Annotated in this window: 10 protein-coding genes; 7 read left to right on the forward strand and 3 right to left on the reverse strand. The window is 41.6% G+C overall.

Annotated features, from left to right (window positions below):
• Positions 1-67: 67 nt before the first annotated feature.
• On the reverse strand, positions 68-1,405 hold the full coding sequence (locus PGLA_RS18455; protein WP_084411254.1) for an ArsB/NhaD family transporter: 1,338 nt from the start codon (positions 1,403-1,405) through the stop codon (positions 68-70).
• A 196-nt stretch (positions 1,406-1,601) separates the two neighbouring features.
• Between PGLA_RS18455 and PGLA_RS18460 the strand changes: the two genes are divergently transcribed.
• Both PGLA_RS18460 and PGLA_RS18465 read left to right on the forward strand, forming a co-directional pair.
• Positions 1,602-2,348, forward strand: a complete 747-nt coding sequence (locus PGLA_RS18460) for a GTP pyrophosphokinase (RefSeq protein WP_068535712.1) — start codon at positions 1,602-1,604, stop codon at positions 2,346-2,348.
• Between the two features lie 615 nt (positions 2,349-2,963).
• Complete coding sequence (locus PGLA_RS18465; protein WP_068535714.1) at positions 2,964-4,898, forward strand: endonuclease MutS2; 1,935 nt, start codon at positions 2,964-2,966, stop codon at positions 4,896-4,898.
• A 76-nt stretch (positions 4,899-4,974) separates the two neighbouring features.
• Here PGLA_RS18465 and PGLA_RS18470 read toward each other — a convergent pair whose 3' ends face one another.
• Positions 4,975-5,460 carry a GAF domain-containing protein gene (locus PGLA_RS18470; RefSeq protein ID WP_068535716.1) on the reverse strand — a complete coding sequence of 162 codons (486 nt, stop codon included), beginning with the start codon at positions 5,458-5,460 and terminating at the stop codon, positions 4,975-4,977.
• Between the two features lie 224 nt (positions 5,461-5,684).
• Here PGLA_RS18470 and PGLA_RS18475 point away from each other — a divergent pair, with 224 nt between their 5' ends.
• The 5 genes from PGLA_RS18475 to PGLA_RS18495 all read left to right on the forward strand — a co-directional run bounded on the left by PGLA_RS18475 (position 5,685) and on the right by PGLA_RS18495 (position 11,995).
• Complete coding sequence (locus tag PGLA_RS18475; protein WP_068535718.1) at positions 5,685-6,920, forward strand: FprA family A-type flavoprotein; 1,236 nt, start codon at positions 5,685-5,687, stop codon at positions 6,918-6,920.
• 32 nt (positions 6,921-6,952) lie between these two features.
• Entirely contained in the window at positions 6,953-8,173 is a 1,221-nt protein-coding gene (locus PGLA_RS18480) for an NAD(P)/FAD-dependent oxidoreductase (RefSeq protein WP_068535721.1), read from the forward strand.
• 32 nt (positions 8,174-8,205) lie between these two features.
• Positions 8,206-8,376 (forward strand): rubredoxin, encoded by a 171-nt coding sequence (gene rd / locus PGLA_RS18485; protein ID WP_068535724.1) that lies wholly within the window; start codon positions 8,206-8,208, stop codon positions 8,374-8,376.
• A gap of 23 nt (positions 8,377-8,399) precedes the next feature.
• Positions 8,400-9,107 (forward strand): Crp/Fnr family transcriptional regulator, encoded by a 708-nt coding sequence (locus PGLA_RS18490; RefSeq protein WP_068535726.1) that lies wholly within the window; start codon positions 8,400-8,402, stop codon positions 9,105-9,107.
• Positions 9,108-9,454: 347 nt separating this feature from the next.
• Positions 9,455-11,995: a TPM domain-containing protein gene (locus PGLA_RS18495; protein ID WP_211269587.1), complete on the forward strand. Its 2,541-nt coding sequence runs from the start codon at positions 9,455-9,457 to the stop codon at positions 11,993-11,995.
• Positions 11,996-12,089: 94 nt separating this feature from the next.
• Here the strand turns inward: PGLA_RS18495 and PGLA_RS18500 are convergent, their stop codons facing one another.
• On the reverse strand, positions 12,090-12,866 hold the full coding sequence (locus PGLA_RS18500) for an alpha/beta hydrolase (RefSeq protein ID WP_068535730.1): 777 nt from the start codon (positions 12,864-12,866) through the stop codon (positions 12,090-12,092).
• Positions 12,867-12,894 lie beyond the last annotated feature (28 nt).

Raw genomic sequence — 12,894 nt, forward strand, 5'->3', positions numbered from 1 at the left:
CACTTGACAGGGAGCACTTCATTAACTATAATGGTCCTGCTTTTTTTGTATATGAATAGATTGTTAATCAAATCAAATATCGAAGATAGATATATATCGTTGAAATAATAATGGATAGAATCATAAGTGGGAATCCATATTTAAGAAATTGTACAAACGTAATTGGTTGGCCTTCTTTGGCTGATAACCCTGCGACAATAAGATTCGCACTGGCGCCAACTAACGATCCATTTCCTCCTAGACAGGCTCCTAACGCTAGACTCCACCAGACAGGTTCGAGATTGCTAACACCCATTGAACCCATGTCCTGAATTAGAGGAATCATGGTTGCCACGAAGGGGATATTGTCAACAAATGCTGAGGCAATGGCACTAAGCCAAAGAATTAACATGGACGTGGAAGCCACATTCCCACCGGTCAGAGCAATAGCTTGTTTCGCTAATGCGGTTATGACACCCGTCTCAATCAATCCAGATACGAGTACGAATAATCCTACGAAGAAGAATATGGTTGTCCATTCGATTCTAGCAAAAGCTTCTTCAAGAAAATGTTCACCGCTCAGAAGGAGTAATAGGAAAGCTCCGGTCAAAGCAATGGTAGCAGATTCTAAATGTAGGAGTTGATGCACGAAGAAGCCGATAATCGTAAGTCCTAACACGGTTAAACATTTGATGAGCAGCTTACGATTCGTGATGACTGCCTGTTCATCCATGTCCATGAGGCTTTGCATTAATTCAGGCGTTGTCTTCAATTGTTTACGGAATATTAGAATAAGTAACGGAACCATGATTAGCATTATGATGATGATGACGGGTGCTAGATTCTCAATAAAGGCCATAAAAGTTAATTCCTTTACAGCACTTCCGATCATAATGTTCGGTGGATCCCCAATCATCGTCGCTGTCCCCCCGATGTTAGAAGCCAAGATCTGAGCAAATAAATAGGGGAAAGGATTAACTCGTAATTGACGGGTAATGCTGAAGGTAACGGGAACCATTAATAGTACTGTAGTTACATTATCTAAGAATGCAGATGCAAGGGCTGTAATAAGAGTCAGAGAGATAAGGATACGAATGGGGTGTCCTTTGGCCTTCTTGGCTGCCCAGATGGCTATGTACTTGAATAATCCAGTCTCAGCGGTGATATTGACCATAATCATCATGCCAATGAGGAGACCCAGTGTATTGAAATCAATATGATGTAGTGCGGTTTCTTGATCAACAACGCCCAAGATAACCATAAGAATACCGCCAATCATGGCTACAATCGTGCGGTGTATTTTTTCGGATATAATAAATCCATACACAATTAGGAAAATACCAATAGCTAGAATCGTCTGATGTTCCATAAAGCCTCCTATAGTTCTGTGGTAAATAACAACGGCAGAATTGCCCGCATATGGCAGGCTGTCTCTAATTAAATGAATAGTGTCATTATAGAGGATAATGAAATGTACAACAAGGAATTTTGATTAATGCTACTTCATCATATAAGGCACGAAATATGATATTAAGATGGCTAGTGTTATACTTAAATGGAAGGGTTTAAAAAGTGATAAATTTATCTAATATTTTTGTATTCAGTGGGGAAGGAAGATTAATATGAATGCTCAACATCCAATGGAACAACTAAAACAATTTAAACATGATATTACCCGATTTATGATGGTCTATAAATTCGCTTTGGACGAAATGGAGACTAAAGTTGATATATTAAAGGAAGAGTTTCAGTCTTTACATGACTATAGTCCGATTGAACACACGAAATCACGTTTAAAGTCGCCAGAAAGCATTATGAAAAAGATGATTCGTAAAAATTATGAATTATCATTTGAAGGCATAAAAAGTAGTATTAAAGACATTGCTGGTCTCCGGATTACTTGCTCCTTCATTTCAGACATATATCGCATTCGAGAAATGCTTCAGAATCAAAGTGACCTCATCATTTTGGAAGAGAAAGATTATATTAAGAATCCTAAACCGAACGGTTACCAGAGTCTTCATTTATTGATTGAAGTCCCTGTATTTCTGTCGGATGGCGTAGAACATGTATGCGTGGAAGTACAGATTCGTACGATTGCTATGGATTTCTGGGCAAGCCTGGAGCATAAGATATTCTACAAGTATAACCAATCTGTACCTGAACGACTCACACAAGAACTGAAGGCAGCCGCAGATTCGGCCAATGCCCTTGACTTACAGATGGAGCGGCTCAATGATGAGATTCAGGAAATTAAGGAAGCACAACGTGAGGGTTCAATGGATGAATTCAATCGTATTATGATCAACAATCAGCAATTCCACCTTCCAGTAGATCTCTTGAAACTACTAAATGAAGGAGACGAATAAGTAGTATTAGTTATATTAGCAGACATAACATCACATAGGTGTTGGATTTAGTATGTCTATAACTATCAATGGTCATCCATCACGCCCATTGATTTAGCATAGCAATATTGGTAAGATAGTCTTATCCTAACCAAAGGGGAGAAATTTTGATGACGGGGTATGTTCTTAACTAATAAAACTCCATATGGACTGATTGTACGATAAGAAAATTTGGCTCGAGAGATCGGGTTTATTTAAATATAAGATAGTATAAGTTCCATCTTATGCTTAACCTTATATTTCTTGCTGAAATGGATACCGTCCTTATGAGGACGGGCGAAACCGTTTCTACTTGTCTTATGCTGTATAGAGGTCTTGGAATAGTTAAGAACACGCGAAGCATCAAACGGCGCCTTTGGCTGTTTATTTCTTTGTAAATACAGGATGAATGGGAGTTCCTCACTACCTAATAGTGAGGAGACGTCTCAATCTGACTGTACGCGATCGTGCTCTTGGAGCACGATTTTTTGCGTTTACATGAGAAAGAACAACTGGATTTGAGGGCAAAGATTGACGATATTCGTCTATTCTTTGCCCTCTTTTTGTTATTTAAATTGAAGGAGGAACATGGAAATCATGGATAAAGTAACTTTAAGTATGTTGGAGTATGACAAGATGAAGGAAAGTGTGCTGGAATTTACGGTATCCTATGCAGGAAGAAAGAGAGTGATGGAGCTTCATCCCATGGATCAGATCAGGGCGATTCAACGCGCAATGGAGGAAACAGATGAAGCTAAGGCATTGATAGAGAAAGGGGCGAGCATTCCGCTACCTTCATTAGAGGGTGTAGATTATGTCGTTTCATTGCTAAATACAGGGTATATGTACACGGAACAGGATTTCATGGCTGTGTATACCTTTCTCAATAGTTGCAGTCAACTGAGAAGGTATATGGCGAACAAAGGACATATTGCGCCTGTCATTAGTACGTATGCTTCATCACTAAACGAGCTACAGAAAGTGAGAAGCGAAATTGAACGCTGTATTCAGTATGGTAAAGTGACGGATCAAGCGAGTAAGAATCTGGAGAGAGTTCGTAAGAAAATAGTTGTGATTAAAGAACGTGTTCAGAAAAGAATCGCGAGTGTTCTTTCCAAGCACCAAGCGATACTGCAAGAGAACTTAGTTAGTGTTAGGAATGGGCGCTACGTCATTCCTGTGAAGAAGGAGTATCACAAACAGATCAAGGGAGTGGTGTTGGATCAATCGACAAGCGGACAAACGGTTTACATCGAACCGGAAGAGATCTGTCATCTACAAGTGGAGATGACGATGTTAGAAGCAGATGAGGCAAGGGAAGAAGGGATTGTGCTTCATGAATTAACCCTCTTGCTCGAGGCGGAAGTTGCAGCAATACATCTGAACATTGAAATCACAGGGACATATGATTTCATTATTGCGAAAGCTAAGTATGCACGGTCGATTGGCGGCGTAGCTGTTCAACTGAATGATAAGGGTATTATCGATGTCAAAGGTGCCAAGCATCCACTACTTCTACAGAAGATGATTCCGCTATCTGTTAAGATTGGACAGGGATATCGCTCGTTGATCATTACGGGGCCGAATACAGGTGGCAAGACCGTTGCACTCAAAACATTAGGATTACTCACCCTCATGGCACAATCGGGCATGCTGGTACCTGTGGATTCTGGCAGCAATTTCGCTGTCTTCTCCAATGTGATGACCGTCATTGGTGATGGTCAAAGTATAGAGCAATCACTTAGTACCTTCTCAGCACAAATCCAGAGAATCACTCAAATGGTACGTGTTGCGGATCGTTCTACATTCCTGCTGATTGATGAATTGGCGGCGGGAACCGATCCGGGAGAAGGAATGGCGTTGTCCATCGCAATTCTAGAAGAATTGAACGCTCGAGGTGCCTCCATGATGGTTACGACACATTTCAATGAATTAAAGAGCTTCGCATCACGAACTGCTGGATTTCAGAATGCGAGAATGGAGTTCGACGTAGAAACGTTAGAGCCGTTATATCGCTTAACCATTGGAGAGTCAGGGCAAAGTTATGCTATTGAAATTGCTAAGAAACTTGGTATGGTACCGGGCATCGTAAAGCGATCACAGGATATAGTCAGTAAGCAAGGAAGTCATGTTTCTGGAGCTTGGGAGGAGCAGGTATTCATTGAGGATATAGCAAAAGAAGTGGAGCCTTTAATCGTAGATAAAACCCATCGTGACAGTATTAAGAAGAGCACGGTTCCTTCGACTAAATTTGAAGTGGGAGATAGTGTCTACGTGAGCACCTTCGCTAGGACAGGAATTGTCTATAGGCAGGAAGATGCGATGGGAATGGTTGGGGTGATGATTCAGAAGCACAAGCACCAAGTGAATAAGAAAAGACTTCAATTATTTCTGGAGAAAGGCGAATTATATCCAGATGATTATGATTTGGACATTATTTTCGATTCCAAAGAGAACCGGAAGAAGAGACGAATCATGGAACGTAAACATGTAGATGGCCTCCGCATTACGCGAGAACCTGGAGAAGTCTGATACATTAACAAATAGAGGGTGCCCTTCGTGTTCTTGAAAGGGGCACCCTCTATTTGTTCTCCATTTATTTCTATACCTAAAAACTAAGTTGAGCGCTCAGAATTTCTACGAATTTCTCTAGAAACTGCTGATCCTCGCTGTCAAATCGGTTCTTTAGAGGACTATCAATATCTAGGACACCGTACAGTTCTCCGTCTTTAATAATAGGAACTACAATTTCACTGTTTGTGGCTCCATCACAAGCGATGTGACCAGGGAAAGCATGAACGTCATCGACCACTAAAGTACGCGTCTCTGAAGCAGCAGCGCCACAGACCCCACGGTTTAATGGAATACGTATACAGGCAGGCAACCCTTGGAATGGACCCAGCACAAGTTCCTTGCCATCATAAAGGTAGAACCCAACCCAATTAATATCGTTCATAAATAGGTTAAGTAGAGCTGAAGCATTTGCGAGATTAGCGATGGAGTTAGGTTCGTCATGAATAAGTGATTGTAATTGTTCTAACACGGCTGTAAATGAGCTACTTCGGTTACCTTCGTATGGAATCGCTTGAAACATTACACTCCACCTTTCTTTTAACCATTGGTTAATTATAAAAGATAGTACAGCGCTACCCCTCTCGTCAAGTGAAATTCCGACAATCCGTATACGCCTACCTCATGTGACCTCAGGCAAGAAGAGATGATTATTGTCCTAAATTTGATTTCAATCATCTTTTTGGATGGGGGAAGGGGATAGAATCAAATTATTAAAAAGACATTATTTATCAGGAGGTTATTTAAATGAAACCAGGATTCAAGATGGCAAAGGATATATACTGGGTGGGCAAAATTGATAAACGTGAGGTTCCCTTTCACCGTCTTCTCTTAACAAAAGGCACCACATACAACGCTTATCTGCTCAAGACTGGCAAACCAACAATCATTGATACAGTGGATATGGAATTCGGAAGAGAGTTTGTGGAACATCTGGCTGAGCTGATAGATCCGTTGGATATCCAGTACATTGTCATTAACCATACAGAACCTGATCACTCAGGGGGACTAGCTGCACTGGCCTCTAAAGCCACCAATGCCACCATAGCCTGCACGGAGATTGCCGTGCCTGAGATTCAACAAATGTACAAGCTTCAGCACCGTAATTTTTTAGTGGTTAAGGACGGGGATCAGCTTGATATCGGCGGAAAGACACTATTGTTCAAAGAGACACCTTATCTTCATACGGAAGAAACCATGATTACTTATTGTATCGAAGATAAAATATTATTTCCCTGCGATATTTTCAGCACGCATGTGGCTGTGGATAAGCTTTTTGAAGATGAATCTGAATTAGATATCATGGATGACTTCACCGGCTATTATCAAGCGATCATCCACCCTCATAGAAGATATGTGCGGACACTAATTGAAGCAGTTAAGGATCTAGAGATCGATATGATTGCTCCTTCACACGGATATATTCTTCGGAATGATATTTCCAAATATATTACCCTTTATGACACGCTCAGCTCTAAGACGACGGAAGGCAAGAAAGTCGCTATTGTTTATACAACGATCAAGAATAATACCAAGAAGATGGCACATATCTTGCAGGATTCTTTTCTAGAAAACAACATTGAGGTTGAGCTTTGGGATGCGGATAAATCCGCAGAGGACGATATTCTGAACAGTATTGAAGCAGCCGATGCAGTCTTTATCGGAAGTTCAACCAAATATGCCGATATGATCGGAAATTTGGAGAACATCTTACGTAAGCTACAGACACTGAATCTAGAAGGTAAAATTGCGGTAGCTTTCGGATCTTATGGTTGGAGCGGTGAGGCGATTGAAGTAGTACAGGACTATCTGAATGGAACCAATATGGTGGTACAAAGTACCTCGCACGTTATTAAAACAACCGGAATGACCCATGTGGAGTTTCCTATCCGCATTCGCTTCTCCCCCAAGGAGAAGGAGAAAATCATCAAGATCCAAAATGCTGCTGAGTTCGTCTCTGATCTACTTCTCAGCTCAATCTGACAAACGGCATAGGAAGCGAAAGGGAGATATAAATGACAGACAAACATTATGTTATTGTTGGTAGCGGAGTAGCTGCCGTACATGCGGCCAAAGCAATCAGGGACCACGACGAAGAAGCGACAATCTCTATGTATGGGGAAGAAGATTCTCTACCTTACAATAGAATTAAACTTTCCAAAGGGTTGTTTACGGATCTCCATAACGAGAAAGTCTTAATAAAGAAGGACAAATGGTATCGGGCAAACAAAATAGATATCCATAACGGTACTACAATCGCTAGGATTGATCCAGAAGGCAAAGTGGCTGTAACCACTGACGGACAGGTCATTGCATATCACAAGTTACTTCTGTGTACAGGAGCGACGAATCGGAAGTTGGACATTAAAGGTGCGACACTTCGTAATGTTCACAATATTAGAGATTTGAATGATGCAGACCAACTGAAAGCAAGTCTGCAGAACGGAGACCGTATTTGCGTGATTGGTGGTGGTGTGCAAGGTGTGGAGACCGCATGGTCCTTCATGGAGGCCGGCTATCAGGTAACGATTGTGGAAGCTGCGTCGATCCTTATGGGTAGACAGCTTGATAAGCAAGCCTCCGAGTTACTTACTCAGACTATTATCGGGTTCGGGGCTAACGTAGAGCTTGGTCAGGGAGTCAAATACATTGCTGGAACGGACTGTGTGCAGGGAGTTGAACTGGAAGGAGGTAGATTCCTACCCTGTGAGCACGTTGTTTACTCAATAGGAATTGTGCCAAATACAGCTCTTGCAAAACGTGCAGGCATTCTAGTTCAGACAGGCATCGTTGTAAATGAGAACATGCAAACCAGCGTCGACCATGTCTTTGCGGCAGGAGACGCTACCGAATTTCAGGATAAAATAGAAGGCTTGTGGGGAAGCGCGATCGAACAAGGGAAAATTGCCGGGGGTAATATGGCTGGTAATCAAGTTGCTCACCAACGGTCTGTGCCGATCACGCTGTTCAATGCCTTTGAGATGCCTCTGTTCTCCATCGGTCAGGTGGATGAACATCAATGTGATATTAGCTTATTCCCGACAGAAAGCGAGCCTTACACACGTGTTTTCATTAAAGATGGCGCTATTTCCGGCGTGATATCCTTTGAGGGTGTTGCAGCTTCCTTACCTTATAAGGCAGTGATTGAACAGAAAATTAAGCTTGAGGGATTTGATTTCAATCACAATAGCATGGAAGAGATTATGGTAGAATTCATCAATCGGTCATACAAATAACACTTACAATTCAATGATGAGGAGATCACAATATGAACAAATATATATGTCAGCCCTGTGGCTATATCTATGATCCAGCGATAGGTGATCCTGATGAAGACGTTATGCCGGGTACAGCGTTCGAGGATCTTCCCGAGGATTGGGTCTGCCCAGTCTGCGGTGAGGATACTAGTCACTTTGCTCCCATTGAAGACAAACAGTAGCGGACTGCGAAAGAGGAGATCTTATGACAGGGCGTTCTTGCCAATATTCTACGGAGCCATGTGCCCGTAAAGTTCCTATCTTTACATCGTTATCTGACGAGGATCTTGCCAAGGTCAGCGCTATGATTAAGCATAGAAAGTACAGCAAGGGAGAAGCACTGATCGTGGAGGAGCAGCCTTCGGATACGCTTTATATCATTCAGCAAGGTCATGTTAAGCTGTTAAAAATTACTCCACAAGGTAAGGAACAGATTTTGCGTATTCTCTCAACGGGTGATTTCTTCGGTGAGTTAAATATTTTTAATAGTGATGAATTAAGCAATTTCAGTGCTTATGCTCTAACCGATACGGATATCTGCATGCTGACTAAAGGTGCCATGGAGCGGATCATCGATGAAAACTCAGATATTTCGCTGAAACTACTCAAGACGATTACCAAAAGATTGGCACATACAGAGAATTTGGCCCAGAGTCTGGCTACAAAGGACCCCGAAATCCGTATCGCCTATATGATTCTGGAGCTTGGGCACAAATATGGCAAATTGAACAAAGGGCAGATTCAGGTAAAGTTACCCCTCTCACGGGAAGAGATGGCGAACTACGTTGGTGTTACCCGAGAGACGATCAGCCGAAAATTTAGTAAATTTGAGCAATTAGGCATTATCAAGATTAACGGTACCCGTGAAATTACAATCCCCAATATGCAGAAATTGAACGAATATATCGATTAAGATAAGGAAGGGAGCTATAGTGATGATTACAATGGACGTAATCGCCTTTGGCTGAGTGCAGATTGTTTGAGAGTCTCGGTGGGCAACCTGGCTCCGGTAGACGAAAACTGATTAGCAGACTTTTGCCCGATATACCTCAAGGGGCCGTCTTATTCGCTAGATAACACTGCGAATGGATGGTCTCTTTCGATGCCATAACGGTTATTCCACTATTATGTCCTTTATGTTGTTGTAGAGGTGTAGGTGTAGAACGTCTACATGATATAATAAGAGTAATATGGCGTGAGGAATTGGAGTGTGCATATATGAAAAGATGGATAGGTTTAATCATGATTATGAGTTTATTCATGGCAAACGTTGCTTTTGCAGCAGCTGTTCCCGTAAAGGGTGGATTAGTTCAGGATAATGCAGCTATGTTTACATCTAAAGATTTAGAATCTTTGAAAAAGAAGGCTGAAGGAGACACGCTTACTTTTCATATTCTAACGATGAGTAGTCTGGATGGACAAGATGCGAAGAAATTTGCTACCGATGTATATAAAGCATGGTCATTAACCTCCAAGGATATTATTCTGCTTATTTCATTGAATGATCACCATGTGGAAATGAATTTCAATAACCCAAGCCTCCAGCGTGAATTAGACGCCTGGAAGGATCGGCAGTCAGATAACAACGGGAGTTCGGCAATTACTCAATTACTTGATAAACACTTTATTCCCTATGCTAAAGACGGGAGTTTCAGCAAAGCTAGTATGGCGATGATGAATGCAGTGTATACCCTTGCGATTCCCTTGGGGAGTGATTTCGTTGCAATACCGGAGAACGTTGCTCCATCAAACAATGAACCTGTACCAGTTCTAACACCAGATAATACATCTTCAGTAAATACTTCACCATTAGAATCAACATCGCCGATAACACAACCATCAACTAACGAAGGTCACACACCAATTTCGAACGCTACAACGTCACCTGAGACAAGTGGATTCACATTTATGAGTTTGGCGATCATACTAGTGATTGTTTTGTTCATTGTCATTGGGGTCATACTGAGTATCGGGTTATTACGACGTAAACAATTGAAGAAGGTTAGTGAATCCTTGTCTACTGTGATGGTAAGTGCCAATAACGGGTTGGAGTCTATCGGGACTTTCAATGGTATTGCACAGGGGAAAACAGGCGACATGGTTCAGGGAATATTAAAACGTCTTTCAGATATTCTAATTGAGCTCTCGCGGCTGCAATCAGAAATGGGTAACCAACAGATTTCTTTGTTTAAAATTTCGGAACTACATCAATCGGTGAAGCACTATCGTGCTGAATATGACAAGGTGAAAACCTCTGTGGAAGCTGAGGAACAACAAATAGCTATCGTCGTTGAAGCTGACCGTACGGCTAAACAAAAGACAGACATGTTGGAGAAAGAAGCGGTTAATCTGGCAGGTGAGAAGCAGGCCTTAGTGAACGAGACAGGATTGCCACTCGATGTGATACAGGGTGAATTAGATCAACTTGGAATCCATATCACGAAAGCTAGTGAGCTAGAGTTATTTGATCCGATCGCTGCATTGCAAGAAATAGAAGTTGCTGAGAATAAGCTGAATCAGACCCGAAATAATGTCAAGGATGTCTTGGTCTATATTCAACAAAAGAATGAATTTCCAAGTAGACTCCTCTCCTCACGTAATCGGGTGGATGGGATCATTGAAGAAAATCATCTGCGTCGTATCAAAGTAAAGCCGCATGAGACATTAGAGCAATCACGTATTGAAATGCAGAATTTAGCACTACATTTGGACCATGGGGATATGAATAAAGTTCGTGAATTGAGTGAATATGTGGATGCTCTTTTAGATCAAGCGGTAGCTATGACAGAACGTCAGGCAGAGCTTAGGAAGACCAACAAAATGGATTTAGAGGCTCTTGATAAGAAATTGCTTATTTTCCAAAGAGATCAAGAGAAGGTACAGCAACAGTTGGTTTCCATTCGGATGACCTATGTAAGCCATCATTGGGCAGACGGTATTCAGAAGCTGGATGAACTGCGAATAAAGCTGGAACAAGACGCGCAATTAATTCCAGAGATCAATATTTGGACAGATGATGAGCATCAGGAATTTGATAAGGCACGTGAAGCTATTGATCAACTCTTACATGTAATGGAGGATGCTGAGGCTTCGATACAGAGTAATCTGGATATATTTAAATCGCTTGAGAATCGGTTGAGCGTTATCCAACAAGCGTTGATTGAATATGAAGGTCGGTATGTACATGCGACGAGATTATTGAAAAACGAATCAAATTCTCTACAGAATCATCGGTCACTTACGCAGGCTTTGGATGGGATTCCAATTGTACTGCGACATGTGAAGGAAGACATTAAGGTGGCACCCTATGATCTAGACAAGATCGAGGAGACATTAGAACATATTAAATTAGAAATTGTTAAATATGAGAGTGAAGTTCAAGAATTCATCCAACATAAACAACAGATCGAACAAATGATGCAAAAGATAGATCATCGTTATGATTCATTAAGCCATCGTGCTCGAAGTTATCGTAATATTCGAAGTCTGAACAATAATCATTCATCTCAGTTTGGGAAAGCTCAACAAATGCTTATGGCCGGAATGTTTATAGAAGCTGAGCAGATACTCAGTGGGATCACAGATCAATTGGATGACATCGAAAAGGAAATTAGACATGCCCAGATGCTAGAAGAACAAAGACAGCGTGACGAAGAAGCGCGTCAGAGAGCAGCCGCTCAGGCAGCTTCGAACCAATCTAATTCGTCAAGTGGATCATCTTGGAGTTCGAGTGACCAGAGCTCGGGAGGTTCTAGCTTTAACTCCAATGATAATAATTCATCGGGTGGATCGAAATGGTAGATAGGTAGGTCATACAAAAGGAATATTTCACATCACAAAGAACCTGACGATAGGTACCAATCGTCAGGTTCTTTCATGGAGATCCCAGAAATGACTATCTTTTACGTAGTGGGAGCCATTTCAACACATCTTGAATCTTGTTATCCCAATATTCCCAATTATGATCTCCTGGCTCCTCCTCATATGTTAGTTTGAGATCGGTACGGGTGCAGACGTTTCTAAATGTTTGGTTGTGTTCATATAGGAAGTCTTCTGTCCCACAACATTGATAGAGTAGAGGTTTAGGTCCCACGGTTTGATCACACTGCTGAAGTAAATGCAGAATATCATTATCCGTTCCACGAATATCTTCTTCACCAAATATGTGGTTATAGTTCATAGGGAAGTCTTTCCAAAAAACAGGATTGCTCATATCCAAGGCGCCAGACAAGCTTGCAGCAGCAATATACTGATCGGGTCGGCGTAAGGCAAGCTTCATCGCCCCGTAACCACCCATAGATAAGCCTGCAACATAATTATCCTCCCGTGCCTCTGAAAGCGGAAAGAAGGATCGAGCAATTTCTGGTAACTCTTCGTTTAGAAAGGTCCAATATCGATTTCCTTGGGCCATGTCTGTATAGAAACTTTGATGAACTTGTGGCATGACAACTGCAAGTCCAAGATCAGCCACATAACGTTCAATAGAAGTGCGACGTAACCAGGCCGTATCATCATCAGTCAGTCCATGTAATAAATATAAAGTAGGGTGTTTATCACCAGATTTAATATTGTCCATCCCAATTTGTGTTCTCGTGTGCTGTGGAAGAATGACATTCATAGAGGTGTTCATCATGAGAGCCTCAGAGTAAAAGTTGCATTGAAATAATGCCATAACGGATAACCCCTCGTCTATTATTTAT

The sequence above is a fragment of the Paenibacillus glacialis genome (genome assembly GCF_001637205.1).
Classification (GTDB): Bacteria; Bacillota; Bacilli; order Paenibacillales; family Paenibacillaceae; genus Paenibacillus_AQ; species Paenibacillus_AQ glacialis.

Excerpts from the sequence above, each read along its gene's own strand:
- rd (WP_068535724.1), top strand. The coding sequence starts at position 8,206 with ATGAACAAATATATATGTCAGCCCTGTGGCTATATCTATGATCCAGCG.
- PGLA_RS18460 (WP_068535712.1), top strand. The coding sequence starts at position 1,602 with ATGAATGCTCAACATCCAATGGAACAACTAAAACAATTTAAACATGAT.
- PGLA_RS18490 (WP_068535726.1), top strand. The coding sequence starts at position 8,400 with ATGACAGGGCGTTCTTGCCAATATTCTACGGAGCCATGTGCCCGTAAA.
- PGLA_RS18495 (WP_211269587.1), top strand. The coding sequence starts at position 9,455 with ATGGCAAACGTTGCTTTTGCAGCAGCTGTTCCCGTAAAGGGTGGATTA.
- PGLA_RS18470 (WP_068535716.1), bottom strand. The coding sequence starts at position 5,460 with ATGTTTCAAGCGATTCCATACGAAGGTAACCGAAGTAGCTCATTTACA.
- PGLA_RS18465 (WP_068535714.1), top strand. The coding sequence starts at position 2,964 with ATGGATAAAGTAACTTTAAGTATGTTGGAGTATGACAAGATGAAGGAA.
- PGLA_RS18480 (WP_068535721.1), top strand. The coding sequence starts at position 6,953 with ATGACAGACAAACATTATGTTATTGTTGGTAGCGGAGTAGCTGCCGTA.
- PGLA_RS18500 (WP_068535730.1), bottom strand. The coding sequence starts at position 12,866 with ATGGCATTATTTCAATGCAACTTTTACTCTGAGGCTCTCATGATGAAC.
- PGLA_RS18475 (WP_068535718.1), top strand. The coding sequence starts at position 5,685 with ATGAAACCAGGATTCAAGATGGCAAAGGATATATACTGGGTGGGCAAA.